Genomic DNA, 17,423 nt, shown 5'->3' with positions numbered 1-17,423 from the left:
TATAGATTGGTACACAAAAAAATCATCCTGAAAGGCCTAAGTTAGTAGCAGGTGCTTATGCTACCTTTAACAAAGATCCTTTCAGGATGACAGTTTAAGTATAGTTAGTAACTATTTATACTTTAAAACATGCTTTCGATCTCTTTCTTATAGTTGCTGGAGATATTTTTACGCTTCACTTTAAGGGTTGGCGTTAGTTCTCCGCTTTCTACGGTCCACATGTTCGGGATCAGCGTGAATTTCTTCACTGTTTCGTACTGAGCAAGGCCTTCGTTAGCTTTGTCTATTTCGCGCTTGAACTTGTCCAGAATCTCCGGCTTCGTGATCATCTCCACATCCGAAGTATAAGGAATACCTTTATGCTGGCAGTAGTCCTGCAGCCCCAGGAAAGAAGGAACAATTAGTGCGGCAGCATACTTTTGTCCTTCGCCCACGATCATTACCTGCTCAATTACTACTGATTCTTTTAACTTATTCTCGATTGGCTGTGGTGCTACGTATTTACCGCCAGATGTTTTAAACATCTCTTTTTTACGGTCAGTGATCTTAAGGTATTTTCCCTGTATCATTTCACCGATATCACCTGTATGGAACCAGCCTTCGCTGTCGATTACTTCAGCTGTAAGCTCTGGCTTGTTATAGTAGCCTTTCATTACGTGTGGTCCGCGGGTTAATATCTCTCCATCAGCTTCTGCAATCTTCACCTCCACACCATCAATTGGCATACCCACTGTACCGATCATGTTATTCTCCGGCTCAAAGCGGTTAACAGTAATTACCGGCGATGTTTCAGTAAGACCGTAACCTTCCATTACCCGAATGTTAGCTGACCAGAACACACGTGCCAGGCGAGGCTGTAAAGCCGCCCCACCCGAAACGATAGCTATTACATTACCACCCAGTGCTTCGCGCCATTTGCTGAAAATAAGTTTATTTGCCAACGCCAGCTGCTGATTATACCACCAGCCATGGTTAACCTGCGGATCATATTTAAGCCCCAGCTCCAGTGCCCAGAAGAACAATCTGCGCTTAACGCCTGTCAGCTCCATGCCTTTCGCTACGATCTTGTCATATACTTTCTCAAGCAGGCGTGGCACTGTAGTAAATACGTGTGGCTGTACTTCCTTCAGGTTGTCAGCTACCTTTTCTATACTTTCGGCATAGTAAATTGAGGTACCCACCCGCATGTATAAGTATAGCAGCATGCGCTCAAAAATATGGCAGAGCGGTAAAAAGCTAAGTGCACGGTGCATATTGTTTACCGGTACATACGGCACGGTCCCCTGCACATTGCTCACCAGGTTGCTGTGTGTCAGCATTACACCTTTCGGGTTGCCCGTAGTACCAGAAGTATAAATAATAGTCAGGGTATCTTCCGGCGAAACTGCATCGCGCAAAGCATTAAGCTGATCCGGGTTTTCCATCTGCTTACCCAGTTCCACTACTTCAGACCAATGCTTGGCACCATGTACTTCGTCAAAAGTATAAATCTCTTTTACACTATCCATGCCATCGGTAGCAGCTACTACTTTGTTGTAAAGCTCGCTGTCAGCCACAAAAATTACCTTTACTTCTGCATCGTTAAAAATGTAGCGGTAATCTTCTACGGTAATGGTTGGGTACATCGGTACACTGATAGCACCAAGCTGCTGGATACCAAAATCAGCGAATACCCACTCCGGTCGGTTAAAGGAAATAATGGCGACTTTATCGTTCTTACCAATGCCCAGCTTTAAAAGGCCAAGGCTTACCAGGTTAGACATGTTCTGCACATCCTGGGTGCTATACTTCACCCACTGTCCTTCTCTTTTTACTGCAAGGCAATCAGATTTAGGATAGTTGTTTAACTGATGCGACAAAAGATCGATGGTGCGGGTAATGCTCATGCTGTTTTATATCTTTGTATAAAGTATCGTTACTATTATAAAGCCGCCTGATGATGACTTTCAGGTTTTTCGTTAGTGCATTTTACTTATTTTTTTTTATTTCTACCACTTTCGTTCCTATAAATATTTAATATCAGTTATATTACACTTCCTTTTTTACCTATTCTCGGACGAATGCAGGTATTCAGGGCTTATAAATAAGTGGTTTTGGTATTTTAGAGTAAAAAAACAGTTAACATATGAACCTGTCGATCTTTTTTGAGCCGCTTAACGAAGATGTGTTTGCTGCACTTAGCAAGCCACGCACATTAGGTGCTTATATAAGCCGGTTTGTAAGCAAATTTCCGGATTGGCGATCAGCCGACATAGCTCTGATAGGTATAAATGAAACACGTGGGGCGGGCAACGACGAAAACACAGAACCGGCTTTGGCTCCTGCCCGTATTGTCCGCAAGAAGTTATATGCCTTAAATAAAGGCGCCGGCAGCTGCAATGTAGCAGACTTAGGCAACTTGCGTCCCGGCATTACTTTAGATGATACTTACCTTCGCCTGAAAGAGATTGTAGAAGTACTGATTTCTCATGGCACTATACCTGTAATTATTGGTGGCTCACACGACCTGGAATATGGCCAGTTTATGGGATATGAGCACCTGGAGCGTGTGGTAAACATGGTTACTGTGGATAGCAGCGTGGACATGACAGAGGACACAGCCGCTACTCCTAACAAAAAGCAGCTGCGAAGCATTCTGATGCACGAACCTAACTACCTGTTTAGCCTGGGTCAGATCGGGTACCAGTCGTACCTGGTGGAGCCGGAGGTGATGGCCACGCTCGAGAAGATGCATTTTGAAGCATACCGTGTTGGCGAAGTACACCGCAATGTGCAGGAAATGGAGCCTGTGGTTCGGTTGGCAGACCTGCTAACTATAGATGTTGCTGCTATCCGCCATCAGGATGCACCGGGTTATGAGCCGGCTAACCCTTTTGGACTAACGGGCGAAGAAGCTTGCCAGCTTTGCTGGTACGCCGGCCTTAACGATAACCTTACTTCGTTGGGCATTTACGAATATAACCCTGCGCTTGATGATCGTGAAATTACGGCCATGACAGTAGCGACCATGATCTGGTATTTTATTGAAGGTTATTATCACCGTAAAAACGAGATTACCTTTACCAGTAATCAATTCACTAAGTATGCTGTAGCTTTTAATGATAACCCTGATCGCATGGTTTTCTATAAAAGCAAGCAGACTGAGAAGTGGTGGCTGGAAGTAGAGTCGTTATCAGACGGGAAGACGCCGCACATTGTGCCGTGCAGCTACGAAGACTACCTGCAAGCCACCAAAGGAGAAGTACCAAATCGCTGGATACTGACGCAGGCCCGCATTGGTTAATTTAAAATAATGGATTTACCAGAGTATACGTTACAACAGCTGGCCTCCCGCAACGGACAAGACAGAGATGAAGTATGGGTAGCTTACAAAGGAGTGATCTATGATGTGAGGAAATCCAGGTTATGGCGCACAGGCAACCATTATGAGCACTGGGCCGGGCAAGACCTGACAGAAGAATTGAAAGATGCCCCACATACAGATTATGTTTTTGATAAATTTGAAGTGATCGGAGTGGTAAAGAATTCAGTATACCTTAAAAAATAGCTCCAGTAACACATATTATAAGTATAAACAGACAACTTTACATAAAATTTACTTTAACAGCATATGGTTCTTATTGCAGATAGTGGCTCCACAAAAACAGACTGGAACACCTTAAACCTTACTGATGTATTGCAGAACGTACAAACGGTAGGTTTTAACCCGATGTATCAGGAAACTGAAGATATCTTCGAAGAACTGAACAAATCGCTGCTTCCACATCTGAATGATAAAAATCCATCGGCTGTATACTTTTATGGTGCCGGTTGCAGCTCTCCGGAACGAAACAAAAAAGTAGCAGATGCTTTACAGCGCCTGTTCCCGGGTAGTGAGATACACGTAGACCATGATTTATTAAGTGCTGCCCGCGCACTTTGTGGCCATAATCCTGGCATTGCCTGTATACTTGGTACAGGTTCCAACACCTGCCTGTATGATGGTTCCAAAATTATTGATAATGTGCCATCGCTAGGTTTTTTACTGGGTGATGAAGGCAGTGGTGCTTATTTAGGCAAGCTATTGATGCGTGCTTACTTTTATCGCGAGCTTCCGGAAGAACTGGCCCAATCCCTTAAAAACACCTATCATATTACTAAAGACGAGTTTCTGGACACATTGTATAGTGCTGAAGTACCAAGCCGTTACATAGCCACATTTGCGAAATTTGCCTATGATAAGCGCAAGCACCCGGTAATTAAAGAGATGATCTATGCAAATTTCGAGAACTTCTTTGAACGCCATGTGCTAAAGTATAAAGGACACATGGAGCTGCCGGTAAACTTTGTAGGTTCTATTGCATACTTTTTCTCTGACATTCTTAAACAGTCTGCTCAGAAGTATGGCCTGCATATCGAAACCATTATCCAAAGCCCAAGCGAAGGCTTAATCAAATATCACCAGGAGCTGCTCGAGAAATTCGGTACTCCAAATAAAGTATAAATTCATCATTCGTAATTTTTAATTCATAATTACCCAAAGCGTGTCTACTACCGAATCTGCGTCTCATTATAATAGCCTGGAGAATATGCCTGTGCGGCAACTGCTGGAGAGTATCAATAATGAAGATAAGACTGTACCGCTGGCCGTAGAAAAAGCTATTCCGCAACTGGAGCAACTGGTTAATGCTACCGTAGAACGCTTACAACAAGGTGGCAGGCTTTTTTACATTGGTGCCGGCACCAGCGGCCGCCTGGGCGTAGTAGATGCTTCGGAGTGCCCGCCAACGTATGGAGTGCCACATGGCATGGTAATAGGCTTGATAGCAGGAGGTGATGCCGCAATACGCAAGGCAGTTGAGTTTGCTGAAGACGATGAAGAGCAAGCCTGGAAAGATCTGCAGGAGCATAATATCACCAATAAAGATATAGTGGTAGGTATAGCTGCATCGGGCCGGACGCCTTATGTAATTAGAGGGCTGAAAACCTGCCGTGAACATGGCATTGCAACCGGATGCATAGTTTGTAACGCAGGTAGCGCCGTAGCTGCTGCTGCCGATTACCCTGTAGAGGTTATAACCGGACCTGAATTTGTAACCGGCAGCACCCGCATGAAAGCTGGCACTGCCCAAAAACTGGTTCTGAACATGCTTACCACTTCTACTATGATCCGGTTGGGTCGGGTAAAAGGCAATAAAATGGTAGATATGCAGCTCTCTAACCTAAAGTTAGTAGACCGCGGCACACGCATGATAATGGAAGAACTGCAATTAGCAAGACCTGAAGCCGCTGCCCTGCTACAAAAGTATGGCAGCGTGCGGGCTGCTATAAATGCATACAGGAACGGCGAAACAGCATCAGAAAACTAAAGCTATTCTTTATACTTACTCTGGAGTAGTTGTTTTTTTGGCGATAACCAACCCTTGTGTAAGTGCTTTGGCGGCTTCTTTACTAGGCACCACGTAACTACCAACAGACCATTTATTGCTTAGCATAAACCTGGTGTCATTTAAATTATAAAGTACCTTTTTACGATAATCGGCAAGAGGCTCCAGTCCTAACTCCGCACGGAACGCATTCACTTTCTGTTCTTCTTTATCATTTAAATCCTCAACCAGGTATTTGTTCAAGGCTTTCAGTTTTTTGTCGCCTGCGCAGTCTTTTGGATTACTGCAAGACACCCACACCAACGCCCTTGTTTTATACTTGCGCACACCTTGCTGTGTCTCCATCAGATAAGCTGCTGCCTGTGGCGAGAGCTTCCCTTGCTGTACCGCTTCTTTAAGTATATCTGTAAAATCGAAGCCCTTTTTAGCTTTTGTTTGTCGTTCAATTACAATACTGAACCGTGGCAGCTGCTCAATTGTGTCTCCAACCCCAATCAGCTTCTCTCCCGGGTAGCCATGCTTCTGGATAGTGCGCAGCAGGATGTCTACGTTATCATTTTCTATTTTCCGAAGTGTATCAGCATAAATCCGCACCCCACCTTTTGCTAACCTGTAATATTTATCCCGCGCATATAAGTCATCCAGGTCTGCCCTGATGTCCAGTTCTGCGTGACGCTTATACTTTTTTCTACGCTTCGGGTAACTATCCAGAAATTTATCCCATTCTTTCGTTTCGTGCAGTGGCTTAAATACTTCCTGCTTCCTGATAAATGGTAGCTCCACTCCTTTCAGTACTAACTCTTCGAGGTAATCAAAAGTCTGTTCATAGTTTTCTGAGAGCATAGCACAGACCGCAGCGTTGTAATAGTCTCGAGCGAATGGCTCCGGCACGGCTTTAAAAGCATCCTTATACTTATCTAAAGCAGAGCTGTAATCTTTATTAAGCAGCAGTAGCTCGGCTTCGTGTATAACCGGGTGATATGCTTTTATATAATCTATATCCTTAGCATAAACCTGTTGCACACACAACAAGGCAATAAACAGTAAGGCTTTACGCAAATAGGCTTTAACTGGAAACATAAAACTGATAAGGGTAAAAGCAACCGGCTTGCACCGGCGCAAGTATGTATCATCCTGAACTTATTGAATCAACTTCTTATACTTTAAAGCCACAACTATAGTTTACAGCCTTAGTATATCCAAAACAGCAGCAGGTTATTATTTTAGTATACCTAATGAATCAGGTAAGAGCAACCTGTGTTATCTTTAACGATTACCGTACACTTTTATGCATACAATAGAGCCTTTTTATAACTGGCTGGAATTATACAGTGCCTCCGAAGATCCGCGCTCTCCTTTGTTCGGTGCCGAAAACAGCCTGTCGCAATATACCAATACTATTTATGGATACTATATTCATCCGCAGTGGGATGACATTGAATCAGAAACGCTCTTTCTGAAAATACTTTACGCGGACTATGAGAAAGGCTTTGCTGTAATTGAGTTTATCGGCGAGTGGAACGATGCGTTGAATAACGACATCATGAAGCTAAAGCGCAACATCATTGACCCGATGGTGCACGAAGGAATCAAGCACTTCATACTTATAGGTGAAAACGTTTTCAACTTCCATGGCTCCGACGACTCTTATTATGAAGAATGGTTTGAGGATGTAGAAGAGGGCTGGATCGTAGCTATTGGTTTTCAGGACTTTGTGCTGAACGAGATGAAGAACTATAACTTAGACTATTACCTAAACTATGGCGGTAATTTAGAAGTTGTAAACTGGCGAACACAGGCTCCAAAACGTCTTTTTGAACTTATAAATACTCTTATACAACGCCGTTTAGGTGCATAACAATAAAGGCGGCCCTAAAAGGGCCGCCTTTATTGTTATACTTCAGCGTAACGACTTACTGAACTGTAGCAGTTGTATCTTCCATATCATCGGCAGCATCTTCCATGTCGTCAGCAGCTTCTTCAGCGTTATCTTCTGATTCTTCTACTGCTTCTTCAGTTTGCTCTGCCTGGTTTTCAGCAGGAGAGTCGCAAGATGCAAATGCAAACAGGCCAGCGGCCAGCAGCATAAAAATTGGCTTTTTCATGTTCTATTGTTTTGGTTTTAAATCATTAAACTGAACTGCAAGCATATTTGTACCTACAGGTATAACTTACAAGTCAACATGACATCGAATACGATGATAAGCCTATATAGTTTTTCAATAATAAAAAAGGCACCTGTAAACAGGTGCCTTTTTCTTTCCTGGCCATGCGCCAGGCGGTGTTGTTAATTACTGAGCAGCAGCAGCAGTATCAACTGGAGTTGAAGTTGTATCAACTTCTACAGCAGTAGTGTCTTCAACAACTGTTTCTTCTACTGTAGTCTCAGTAGTTTCAGTTGTTTCTGTCTCAGTAGCTGTTTCTTCTGCATTGTTGCAAGATGCGAAAGCGAAAAGACCAGCAACGAATAATAAACCGAATACTTTTTTCATGATGTTTTGTTGTTTTTTTGAAAACGAGCTACAAATATAGCACTATATTTTAATCCCCTAATGTTCTTCGGATTAATTTTTTATTTCTTTTTAAACAATACCTTAATTGGTACACCTTTAAATCCGAAGTGCTCTCTTATACGGTTCTCAAGGTAACGTGTATAGGGCTCCTTAATGTATTGCGGCAAATTACAGAAGAATGCAAATGTTGGGTTATGCGTTGGCAGTTGCGTTACATACTTTATCTTAATGAATTTACCCTTGATAGCTGGTGGCGGGTAACGCTCTATATCCGGTAACAGAGCATCATTCAGTTTAGACGTAGCAATTTTCTGTGTCTTGTTCTCATATACTTCCATAGCCACTTCTATGGCTTTGTGTATACGCTGCTTGGTAAGCACCGAAGTGAAGATTACCGGCACATACTTAATTGGCGCGATCTTATCCAGAATTTCCTCTTCAAACTCTTTAGTTGAATTAGTATCTTTCTCAACAAGGTCCCACTTGTTTACAAGTATAACAATGCCTTTGCGGTTCTTTTCGGCAAGGGTAATAATATTTACGTCCTGCGCTTCAATACCACGGGTTGCATCCAGCATTACAATACAAACGTCAGCATCTTCCAGGGCACGCACAGAGCGCATCACTGAATAAAACTCGATGTCTTCGCTTACCTTGCTCTTGCGACGCAGACCAGCAGTATCAACTATAATAAACTCTTTACCAAACGCATTGTAGTGTGAGTGTATCGCATCGCGGGTGGTACCTGCAATGTCAGTAACTATGTTTCGCTCTACGCCCAGCAGAAGGTTCACAAAAGATGATTTACCAACGTTTGGTCGGCCAAGTACAGCAATTTTAGGAATACCGGCAGTCGGATCTTCTACACCTTCGTCTTTAAAATGTTTTACTACTTCATCCAGAAGGTCGCCGGTACCGGAACCGCTCTGTGATGAAATCGCATAAATCTCATCGGCTATACCTAATGCATAGAACTCGCCTACCTGATGTGCACGTGCATTTGTATCGGCTTTGTTAGCAACAAGGTAAATTGGTTTATCTGTGCGGCGCAATACGTTGGCAAATTCTTCATCCAAACCGGTAAGGCCTGCATCCACATCAACCATAAACAGGATAACATCGGCTTCTTTAATGGCCAGCTCTACCTGTTTGTTAATTTCACCCTCGAAAATATCGTCGGAGCCGTGTACGTAACCACCTGTATCTATTACTGTGAAGAACTTACCGCACCACTCACCGTGTCCGTAGCTTCTGTCGCGGGTTACACCGCTTTCGTTGTCCATGATAGCCTGGCGGCGGCCAACAAGGCGGTTAAAAAGTGTAGACTTACCCACGTTTGGGCGGCCTACAATGGCAATAATGTTTGTTGACATTATTAAAAGTATAAAATAGTTAAAGTGCCCCCGGAGCACCTTGCCCCGAAGCTTTAATACATGCGCCTACTTACTCGCTATAGCCAAAGCGCCTTAACAGCTTTTGGTCTGTTCGCCAGTTTTCGTTCACGCGCACATACAAATCAAGAAATATCTTTTTCTGGAAGAACTGCTCCATATCAATACGGGCCTGCATACCCACTTTCTTCAGTGCTTCGCCTTTGTTGCCAATTACAATACCCTTCTGGCTTTTGCGCTCCACACTGATCTCAGCCCTGATACGAATGATGTCTTCTTCCTCTTTAAACTCCTCTACCACCACTTCGCAGCTGTAAGGAATCTCTTTTTTATAGTTCAGGAAAATCTTCTCGCGGATGATCTCCGACACAAAGAAACGCTCAGGCTTATCAGTCAGTTCATCTTTGGGATAAAAGGCCGGATGTTCTGGCAAGTAATGGAGCAACCGCTGGAATAATTGATCTAAGCCAAAGTTGTGCAGCGCCGAGATCGGGTGAATTTCCGTTGGGTTCATCTTCTCCTGCCAGTACGCTACCTTTTGCTGCACTTCTTCTTCTGTTGCCTGGTCAATCTTGTTTATCAGCAAAAGTATAGGCACCTGCGCATGCTGCAATCTTTTAATCACATCATCCTCGTCGTGCTGCTCATAAATGTCCGTCACGAAAAGTATAACATCGGCATCTTCCAGGGAGGTACGTACAAAGCTCATCATCGACTCGTGCAAGGCATACTGTGGTTTTATAATACCAGGCGTATCAGAATAAACAATTTGGAAATCATCGCCATTCAGGATACCCATGATGCGGTGCCGCGTAGTTTGCGCCTTGGATGTAATAATAGAAAGCTTCTCGCCCACTAATGCATTCATCAACGTAGATTTACCTACGTTTGGCTTCCCAACTATACTTACAAAACCAGCTTTATGCGGAGTCTCTGCCATACTTCAAAAATTAAGGATGCAAAATTACTTCTTTTTTACGAGACGGCCTGCCTTTCGCTGAATAATTGATTAACAGATTGATAGCTTTAAAGTATAGCCTTAAGTATAAAAACAGAAAAGCCTGCTCTTTGAGAGCAGGCTTTTCTGTTAATTCGAAATATTTAAACTTATTTCTTTTTTCTTTGTGCCGGGTTGTTGATCTCAGCCATTGCTGTTTTAGCTTGCTCATTATTCGGATCAAGCTTCAGCACTTCTTGGTAGTACTTCTTCGCAATGTTTCTATCTGTCTTAACTCCAAAGTAGTAGTAAGCTAGGTAGTTGTTAGCATCTACCAGAGCAGCTTTATACTTATCAGGCTCACCGCTGGCAAGTTTCAGAAACTCTTCGAAGTGTGGTTTAGCCAAACCTTTAGTGCTTTCAGGATCTAAGTTGGCATTTGCCAAACCTCTCCAGTAGTGACCATAAGCGTAAGTTGGGTTAGTTGTTGTAACGTTCGCATATGTTTCGTCAGCTTTCTTGAAGAACTCTAAAGCTTTCTGCTCATTTTTAGCAGCTCTGGCATCTTCGCCGGCCTGCATATAAATGTTACCCATGTAGTAGAAGTCAGCATTAGAAGGCGATAATTTTTCGCGCTTCTTGTTGTAAACATCTATGGCTTTATCATACTGGCCAGACTTAGCATAAGCAGACGCAAGTTCCTGATATAGCTCAACTTTATCCGGAGCCATCTCAACTGCTTTACTTAAGTTTTCTGTTGCCTTGGCATGCTGGTTGTTCTTGCTCAGGATACGGCCATAATACTCATAGTCTTCTGCAATCAGCTTGCTCTTATCTACTTTCTGCAGGTAAGACTCCATTGCCTGAAGCGCTTTGTCCGGCTGACCTAGCTCTAAATAAGAGTAAGCCTGCAAACGGTTCATTACAGTATTGTTTGGATCAGTTTTCAGAACTTCCTGTACTTCCTTCAGTGTTTCATCATAGTTCTTTGTTAAGAACAGGAATGAAGCATACTTTGCTCTGGTCTCAGGAGTTTTCTCAGCCATATCTACATACTTCTTGAATGTAGAAAGAGCTTTGTCATACTGACCTGCAAAGTAATACAACTCACCAAGGTCTCTGTAAGCCGGTGCGAAGTTAGGATTGATCTCAATTGCCTTCTGGAACGCCTGCTCAGCTTCTGTATAGTTTCTTGATCTTGTATACAACTGGCCTCTTCTCAGGTAAGCATTTGGGTTCTTATCATCAATGCGGATTGCATTGTCATAGCTCGTCATGGCTTCACCACCTTTTTTCAGCTCAAGCTGCGCATCACCTAGCAGCATATAAGCTGCCGTGTTGTTTTTATCGCGCTGTACAGCTGTCTGCAGGTAACCTACCGCTTTATTTAAATCAGCTTCTGTTTTGTTTTCAGCAGTAACATAAGCTTCAGCAACAGCAGTAAGTACATTGGCATCTTTAGACTTGCTATACTTCAGAGCCTGCGAAAAATGCTTCTCAGCTTCAGCTTTGTTGCCTTTCGACATTTCAACCTTACCTAAACCAGCATGATTTATCGCAGACTTGTCATTTTTAGAGATACCTTGCTTAAAATAATAAGCAGCTGAATCAGGCTTATCTGTTTTAAGGTAAATATCACCTAATGCGTAATAAGCATTATCTGCTTTCTTTTGGTTAAGCTGTTTTTTATAGATAGACTTTGCATCCTCATAACGCTCCTGTTCTACAGCTTGTTTACCTGCGTCACCAGTCTGTGCAAATGCTGCAGCAGTTGGGAAGGCAGTGGCCATCAGAAGGATGTACTTCCAGTTGTTCGTCATTTTAATTTGCTTGTTAAGGTTATAATTGTACTAATTTTGAGTAAAAGGTATTCAGTTATTATTGTATTCCAACTACACGTACTGGCGTTGTGGCAGGCACCAAGCCGGATTTAAGTATAATTCTCTGTCCTTTATCCCCTGCTACAAATGATACAAAACCTGTGCCAAGTCCGGACCGGCCAGTTGTATTGATTATATACAGGTATCTACGCAGAGGGTAAGTGCCTTGTGCAATGTAAGCCTGGTATGGCTGATAATAGCTTTCTGTAGTTCTAGGCACTGCTTCAGCGCTAACACCAACTACCTTAATTCTTTTTTGAAAACCTACTACTGTGCTGTCATCAAAATCACTGATCCAGTTCACGCCGATCACGCCCATTGCATTCTCATTCTTCTCTACGTAATCTATCAGCGCTTTATGCGATTCAGCCGCAAAAGTATTCTGTGGCAATTTATGATTTGAAATCAATGAATCGGTAACATAACGTGCTGTTCCCGAATTATTGTTATCAAACACGATAGTAATATCTTTTAATTTGCTATCACTGTTCAGTTGCTTCCAGGATTTTGTATTTCCGTTAAATATGCTCTTTAGCTCATCTAAAGTAAATAACGAATCCGGATTGTTTCTGTTTACGATAATAGCAATTGCATCGATTGCGAATTTTGTTTCTCGTGGTATCAGCTTTTTCTTCTCGAAAACAGCTTTCTCTTCTTCTGTCAGCGCCCGCGAAAGTATACCAATTCTTGTACTGTCATTCAGCATGTCTTTTATCACTTCACCTTCCGATTTGTAGGCTGCCGTAATATCAGCTCGCTTGTAAATACCTTCGTAAGTACTTACCTGCGTTTCTATAATAGGCTGAAACGACTCGTCTACGCTGATGTTAATCTTACCAGATGTGGGAGTATCTGAGGGAGCATCGCTAGAATTACCACAGCTTGTTAAAGCTATTGTTCCGGCTGCCAGAATAGCTGCCCATATTTTATTCTTCATACCTTCTTCGTTCTCTTTTGGTATTAGTCTGGTATACTTTTACAAATCTGATTATTCCGTACAAGATCAGTATGCCACCGAGCACATATTTAAAGTCCCGCGACATGTTTAGATTCAGGGTTTCTGTATCTGCAAAAATTATGAAGACACCCAAACCTATGTATATAACTGTCATGAGCAGGCCGAAAATCTTCACAAACTTTGTGAAGGATGTACCGCTTGGTCTTTGTCTTTGTGGTCTTATCATTTATGCTTTTATACGAACATACGCGTTGTTTCACCTTTAAAGTTAATGGTATCACATTAAATATGAAAGCAGAGGCCTAAAAGCTTCTGCTTTTTTTGACCTCTGCTTTATACTTATGTACTGATATTTAGTTTTTTAAGGCAAACTTAATTGGCAATGTATACCTGACAGCTACAGGTGTTCCGTTTTGTTTTCCCGGTTTCCAGCGCGGCATACTTCTTACTACACGCATTGCTTCTTCATCTGTGCCAAAACCTAACCCTTTCAAAACTTTTACATCTTCTATGGCTCCGTTTCGGCTCACTACAAAAGAAACAACTACTGTGCCTTCTATTCCTGCAGATCTGGCAGCACCGGGGTAAATCATCTTTCTTCCCATGTATTTAGCTAATGCGTCAAATCCACCCTCATATTCAGGCATTATCTCCGCAAAGTCTTTTATACTGTTATCTGTATTTTCTTCTGTGCCGGTGCCGCCGTCTATGCCAATCAAATCATCAGATGGCATAGTAACAGGTAAATCTGATGGCTTTACACCATCTACTTTTTCTACTCCGATGTTAGCATTTTGTAGATCTTCCTGATTAGCAATTATGGTTTCTTTTACCGGGGCATCATCAGGTACTATTTTATTTGCCACATATACTTCTGTCTTAACCTTCACTTTTTCTGGTGCAGCAGTTGGCGCAGTTTCTTTTACAGGCTCCGGATCTACAGGGAGTGGGGGCAAAACTATAGTTATAGGTTCAATAATATCAATTACCGGCTTCACATACCTTTCGGGAGGTGTAAAGAATATATTATTTACTAACGGACCTATAAGCCCTCCAGAAAAGATCGCTATCGCAAGTATAGCTGCTATTATAATGTGCCTGTGGTAAACGCGTCGCAGCTTATAGGCTCCGTACGCCTGGTTCCGACCTTTAAAAATAATGTTGTTAAAGGTCATGTCGAATAAATAGCTCTCTTTCATGGGCTTTGGGTTTTATAGTTTAACAATATGTCAGGTAATCATCTTTTATTTTGCTTTTGATTTTATGTAATGGTTTTAAAGATATTATAAACTGAATATACGATATTATACTTAAATAGTATGCATGCTGAGTATTTTTATTTAAACAAAAAACCCGATCAGTTTCCTGATCGGGTTTCTAAGTATAGCTAAGCTATTTTATTTGATTGTGTAACGAACCGGTACGGTAAATCTTACTGGTACAGCTCTACCATTTTGTTTACCTGGGTTCCACTTCGGCATCGATTTCACTACGCGCATCGCTTCTTCGTCAGTTCCGGCTCCTAGTCCCTTCAGTACTTTAACTTCAGAGATCTCACCGTTTTTACTTACTACAAACGATACTACTACAAGTCCTTCGATACCGGCTCTTGTGGCTGCTGCAGGATAGCGAATGTTTTTCGCAATATATTTCTGCATTTCCAGTTCACCACCCGGGAAGGTTGGCATCTGCTCCACATACTCGTAAGGTTTTTCTTCAACTACCTCTGCAACTACGTCGCTGGTACCGTCAATTTCACCTAAGTCTAGCGGAGCGTCTTTGCTTCCTTCAACAGTTTTTGTACCGGCGTCAATTTCTTCCAGTACTTCCACATCCGGAACTTCTTCCTCTTCACGCACCTCTTCGTCACGCTTAACAACCGGCGGCGTATACTTTATCGACGCACGTACTGGCGGCGGTGGCGGTGTTGATGGCGGTGGCGGTGGCGGTGGCGTATTCTCCTCTAGTGGTGGAGGTGGGGCCAGGTCTACTTCTGTAATAACACGCTCTTCCACTACTTCTTCTTCATCGCCTCCTATCATTTTGCTTATCAGCGGCATGCTGATGAAAAGCGCAAATAATATGGTTGCAATGATAGCTGCTTTCGTGATATGGCTATTATACAGTTTACGAAGTAGATAGGCACCATATGCTTTGTTTCGTCCGGCAAAGACGATATCATCAAGCGATGCTTTAGCTAACTTACTTTCGTCCATATCTGTTATTGTCCAATTTTAGTTTGTACCAATTGCTTATCCGTGTCAGTAATATCTACAAGGGCAAATTTCTTGGTATCGGTAATTTTCAGTTCATCCAGGATGTCTACCATGTTCTTGTAGCGCGACGTCTCCATAGGTTTGATCATCACGGTCATCTTCGGGTTGCTCTTTACTCTTTGAGAGATAAGAACCTTACGAATACCTGATGCAGAATAATCAGTTTCTATCACTTCAGGGTTCTCTTCAGGAGCACCCAGACCAAAGTAATAAAATACTTTATCGTCATCACCTAAGATAATTGTCATCGCATTACTTGCCTTCAGAGCAATCTGTTCTTCTTTCGGAACATCTTTCACAGGCATGTTAATTTCCATGGTCTGCGGCTTACTGAACGTAGTCGTAAGCATAAAGAATGTTAAGAGAAGGAAGGCAAGGTCCACCATTGGCGTCATATCCAATGATGTAGACATCTTTTTGGAACGTTTCTTACCACCCTTACCGGAGTCGGCTTGCTGTTGTACTTCTGCCATTTTTCTGTCTCCTTAACGTTTATAGGGTTGTAGGTCTTTTTTCCATGTCAGTAATCAGGTTAAATCTGTTAACCTTCTTATCCTGTAGTGTACTTATAACCTGCTGTACAGTTTCGTAGTTCACGTCCTGGTCACCCTTAATAGCGATGATCACTTTAGGGTTTGTCAGACGCGTCTGGTGCACCCAGTCTCCCAGTTGGTTATTAACTGAGTCGATAGGTATACCTGGAGAGGTCTTGTCAAAATTTCTTCTTGCATCAGCACCCAGGGCCAGGTAAGACTTAAGCTGGTTTACCGGCACCCCGAATTCACTAATCAAAGAGAAAGTTTTGGCTTCCTGTTCATTGAAACTAACACCATACTTGCTTGCTATCTTGTCTAACAATGCTGTTCTCGTGTTCTGACCATCTACTCCGAAGAATACTCTGTCATTCTTATCAATAGAGATAGTAATAACGTTAGAGTCAGGTATCTTGATATCTGATACAGACGAGGGTGTATCTACTATCACAGCCTTTTCAGGAGCCATAGTAGCAGTCAGCATAAAGAAAGTAACTAACAAGAAGCCCAAGTCCACCATCGGTGTCATGTCCAACGAGGGTCTGGTTCTTTTTACTTTTACTTTAGGCATCTTTCTGGGTTAAATCAATTAAACTGTGTGTTGTCTTACGTTCGCGTTAGCGCTATCGTGCTGAGCAGCAAAAGTAGAGATGATGCTGAAGCCAGCTTCGTCAATGCTATAAGTTAACTCGTCGATTTTGCTAGTGAAGTAGTTGTAAGCGATGATCGCAAGAGCAGAACCAGTAATACCGATCGCTGTGTTGATCAAGGCCTCAGAGATACCGTTAGAAAGTGCAGTTGCATCAGGAGTACCAGAAGAAGCAAGAGCGGCGAACGCCTTGATCATACCAAGTACTGTACCGATCAGACCTGTAAGTGTTGAGATAGAAGCGATAGTTGAAATTACTACCAAGTTTTTCTCAAGCATTGGTAACTCAAGAGAAGTAGATTCTTCGATCTCTTTCTGGATAGCAGCAACTTTCTCAGCTTTTAACAGCTCAGGCTCATTCTGCATCTCTTTATACTTAAGAAGACCAGCTTTTACTACGTTTGCAACAGAACCTTTCTGAGCGTCGCAGGCAGCAATAGCACCATTGATGTCACGCTGGTTAAGTTTAGCAGAAATGTTACGCACGAATGCAGGAACACTCTTAGTACCTTTTGCCTTGTTGATTGTAAGTACACGCTCGATAGCGAAAATAAATACCATCAGTACAAGAGCCATCAGGATCGGAACTACCCAACCACCTTTGTAAACAATACCTAAATAGTTACCTGGAAGCGGGTGATTTTCGTTGCTGCCACCTTCGAAGTTAGCAGGGTTGCCTAGTACGAACATATAAACAAGTACACATGCAAGTACAGCAAGGGGAATAACGATAGTGGCAAATAAAGAGCCTGCCGGGCTAGTCTTTACTTCTACATTAGCATCTTTGCTCACTACTGCAGTCTTTTTTTCCATTTTGATTAAAGTTTAAAGTTTAGCTGTTTGTGTTGTAATTAAATTGATTGTGTAATTATAAAAATGTAATTGTTTCATTTTTAGTTCTTTAACCACCAAACTTTTTA

General features: G+C 42.4%; 18 protein-coding genes. 5 read left to right on the top strand and 13 right to left on the bottom strand.

The window, feature by feature from the left end; translation table 11 throughout:
- Positions 1–122: 122 nt before the first annotated feature.
- On the bottom strand, positions 123–1,886 hold the full coding sequence (locus MJ612_RS17260; RefSeq protein WP_187034009.1) for an AMP-dependent synthetase/ligase: 1,764 nt from the start codon (positions 1,884–1,886) through the stop codon (positions 123–125).
- A 239-nt stretch (positions 1,887–2,125) separates the two neighbouring features.
- On the opposite strand from MJ612_RS17260, the gene MJ612_RS17255 reads away from it, so the two are divergent.
- The 4 genes from MJ612_RS17255 (at position 2,126) to murQ (ending at position 5,348) form a co-directional block, all read left to right on the top strand.
- On the top strand, positions 2,126–3,283 hold the full coding sequence (locus MJ612_RS17255) for a formimidoylglutamase (RefSeq protein ID WP_187034010.1): 1,158 nt from the start codon (positions 2,126–2,128) through the stop codon (positions 3,281–3,283).
- Positions 3,284–3,292: 9 nt separating this feature from the next.
- A complete protein-coding gene (locus tag MJ612_RS17250; protein WP_187034011.1) occupies positions 3,293–3,547 on the top strand; it encodes a cytochrome b5 domain-containing protein in 255 nt (84 codons plus the stop codon).
- A 63-nt stretch (positions 3,548–3,610) separates the two neighbouring features.
- Positions 3,611–4,483, top strand: coding sequence for a hypothetical protein (locus MJ612_RS17245; protein ID WP_187034012.1), 873 nt, complete (start codon positions 3,611–3,613; stop codon positions 4,481–4,483).
- A gap of 40 nt (positions 4,484–4,523) precedes the next feature.
- A complete protein-coding gene (gene murQ / locus MJ612_RS17240) occupies positions 4,524–5,348 on the top strand; it encodes an N-acetylmuramic acid 6-phosphate etherase (protein WP_187034013.1) in 825 nt (274 codons plus the stop codon).
- A 15-nt stretch (positions 5,349–5,363) separates the two neighbouring features.
- Here murQ and MJ612_RS17235 read toward each other — a convergent pair whose 3' ends face one another.
- On the bottom strand, positions 5,364–6,446 hold the full coding sequence (locus MJ612_RS17235; RefSeq protein WP_187034014.1) for a hypothetical protein: 1,083 nt from the start codon (positions 6,444–6,446) through the stop codon (positions 5,364–5,366).
- A gap of 208 nt (positions 6,447–6,654) precedes the next feature.
- Between MJ612_RS17235 and MJ612_RS17230 the strand changes: the two genes are divergently transcribed.
- Entirely contained in the window at positions 6,655–7,224 is a 570-nt protein-coding gene (locus MJ612_RS17230; protein WP_187034015.1) for a hypothetical protein, read from the top strand.
- A 55-nt stretch (positions 7,225–7,279) separates the two neighbouring features.
- Here MJ612_RS17230 and MJ612_RS17225 read toward each other — a convergent pair whose 3' ends face one another.
- The 11 genes from MJ612_RS17225 to MJ612_RS17175 form a co-directional block, all read right to left on the bottom strand.
- Complete coding sequence (locus MJ612_RS17225; protein ID WP_187034016.1) at positions 7,280–7,471, bottom strand: hypothetical protein; 192 nt, start codon at positions 7,469–7,471, stop codon at positions 7,280–7,282.
- A gap of 186 nt (positions 7,472–7,657) precedes the next feature.
- Positions 7,658–7,858: a hypothetical protein gene (locus MJ612_RS17220; protein WP_187034017.1), complete on the bottom strand. Its 201-nt coding sequence runs from the start codon at positions 7,856–7,858 to the stop codon at positions 7,658–7,660.
- An 80-nt stretch (positions 7,859–7,938) separates the two neighbouring features.
- Positions 7,939–9,252 carry a ribosome biogenesis GTPase Der gene (gene der, locus MJ612_RS17215; RefSeq protein ID WP_187034018.1) on the bottom strand — a complete coding sequence of 438 codons (1,314 nt, stop codon included), beginning with the start codon at positions 9,250–9,252 and terminating at the stop codon, positions 7,939–7,941.
- 70 nt (positions 9,253–9,322) lie between these two features.
- Positions 9,323–10,210, bottom strand: coding sequence for a GTPase Era (era, locus tag MJ612_RS17210; protein WP_187034019.1), 888 nt, complete (start codon positions 10,208–10,210; stop codon positions 9,323–9,325).
- A gap of 167 nt (positions 10,211–10,377) precedes the next feature.
- A complete protein-coding gene (locus tag MJ612_RS17205) occupies positions 10,378–12,027 on the bottom strand; it encodes a tetratricopeptide repeat protein (protein WP_187034020.1) in 1,650 nt (549 codons plus the stop codon).
- A gap of 58 nt (positions 12,028–12,085) precedes the next feature.
- A complete protein-coding gene (locus MJ612_RS17200) occupies positions 12,086–13,024 on the bottom strand; it encodes a PstS family phosphate ABC transporter substrate-binding protein (RefSeq protein WP_187034021.1) in 939 nt (312 codons plus the stop codon).
- A gap of 374 nt (positions 13,025–13,398) precedes the next feature.
- Positions 13,399–14,244 carry an energy transducer TonB gene (locus MJ612_RS17195; RefSeq protein ID WP_187034022.1) on the bottom strand — a complete coding sequence of 282 codons (846 nt, stop codon included), beginning with the start codon at positions 14,242–14,244 and terminating at the stop codon, positions 13,399–13,401.
- Positions 14,245–14,442: 198 nt separating this feature from the next.
- On the bottom strand, positions 14,443–15,261 hold the full coding sequence (locus MJ612_RS17190) for an energy transducer TonB (RefSeq protein ID WP_187034023.1): 819 nt from the start codon (positions 15,259–15,261) through the stop codon (positions 14,443–14,445).
- A 5-nt stretch (positions 15,262–15,266) separates the two neighbouring features.
- Positions 15,267–15,794: an ExbD/TolR family protein gene (locus tag MJ612_RS17185; protein WP_187034024.1), complete on the bottom strand. Its 528-nt coding sequence runs from the start codon at positions 15,792–15,794 to the stop codon at positions 15,267–15,269.
- A 19-nt stretch (positions 15,795–15,813) separates the two neighbouring features.
- On the bottom strand, positions 15,814–16,425 hold the full coding sequence (locus MJ612_RS17180) for an ExbD/TolR family protein (protein WP_187034025.1): 612 nt from the start codon (positions 16,423–16,425) through the stop codon (positions 15,814–15,816).
- Between the two features lie 18 nt (positions 16,426–16,443).
- Positions 16,444–17,316 carry a MotA/TolQ/ExbB proton channel family protein gene (locus tag MJ612_RS17175; protein WP_187034026.1) on the bottom strand — a complete coding sequence of 291 codons (873 nt, stop codon included), beginning with the start codon at positions 17,314–17,316 and terminating at the stop codon, positions 16,444–16,446.
- Positions 17,317–17,423 lie beyond the last annotated feature (107 nt).

This window comes from Pontibacter deserti, assembly GCF_023630255.1.
Taxonomy (GTDB): Bacteria; Bacteroidota; Bacteroidia; order Cytophagales; family Hymenobacteraceae; genus Pontibacter; species Pontibacter deserti.
This window is presented reverse-complemented; position numbering and strand designations above follow the sequence as displayed.

Coding starts and splice junctions, on each gene's coding strand:
- MJ612_RS17230 (WP_187034015.1), top strand. CDS start 6,655: ATGCATACAATAGAGCCTTTTTATAACTGGCTGGAATTATACAGTGCC.
- MJ612_RS17175 (WP_187034026.1), bottom strand. CDS start 17,316: ATGGAAAAAAAGACTGCAGTAGTGAGCAAAGATGCTAATGTAGAAGTA.
- MJ612_RS17200 (WP_187034021.1), bottom strand. CDS start 13,024: ATGAAGAATAAAATATGGGCAGCTATTCTGGCAGCCGGAACAATAGCT.
- era (WP_187034019.1), bottom strand. CDS start 10,210: ATGGCAGAGACTCCGCATAAAGCTGGTTTTGTAAGTATAGTTGGGAAG.
- MJ612_RS17205 (WP_187034020.1), bottom strand. CDS start 12,027: ATGACGAACAACTGGAAGTACATCCTTCTGATGGCCACTGCCTTCCCA.
- MJ612_RS17245 (WP_187034012.1), top strand. CDS start 3,611: ATGGTTCTTATTGCAGATAGTGGCTCCACAAAAACAGACTGGAACACC.
- MJ612_RS17235 (WP_187034014.1), bottom strand. CDS start 6,446: ATGTTTCCAGTTAAAGCCTATTTGCGTAAAGCCTTACTGTTTATTGCC.
- MJ612_RS17195 (WP_187034022.1), bottom strand. CDS start 14,244: ATGAAAGAGAGCTATTTATTCGACATGACCTTTAACAACATTATTTTT.
- MJ612_RS17190 (WP_187034023.1), bottom strand. CDS start 15,261: ATGGACGAAAGTAAGTTAGCTAAAGCATCGCTTGATGATATCGTCTTT.
- MJ612_RS17180 (WP_187034025.1), bottom strand. CDS start 16,425: ATGCCTAAAGTAAAAGTAAAAAGAACCAGACCCTCGTTGGACATGACA.
- MJ612_RS17225 (WP_187034016.1), bottom strand. CDS start 7,471: ATGAAAAAGCCAATTTTTATGCTGCTGGCCGCTGGCCTGTTTGCATTT.
- MJ612_RS17255 (WP_187034010.1), top strand. CDS start 2,126: ATGAACCTGTCGATCTTTTTTGAGCCGCTTAACGAAGATGTGTTTGCT.
- MJ612_RS17260 (WP_187034009.1), bottom strand. CDS start 1,886: ATGAGCATTACCCGCACCATCGATCTTTTGTCGCATCAGTTAAACAAC.
- MJ612_RS17220 (WP_187034017.1), bottom strand. CDS start 7,858: ATGAAAAAAGTATTCGGTTTATTATTCGTTGCTGGTCTTTTCGCTTTC.
- MJ612_RS17185 (WP_187034024.1), bottom strand. CDS start 15,794: ATGGCAGAAGTACAACAGCAAGCCGACTCCGGTAAGGGTGGTAAGAAA.
- MJ612_RS17250 (WP_187034011.1), top strand. CDS start 3,293: ATGGATTTACCAGAGTATACGTTACAACAGCTGGCCTCCCGCAACGGA.
- der (WP_187034018.1), bottom strand. CDS start 9,252: ATGTCAACAAACATTATTGCCATTGTAGGCCGCCCAAACGTGGGTAAG.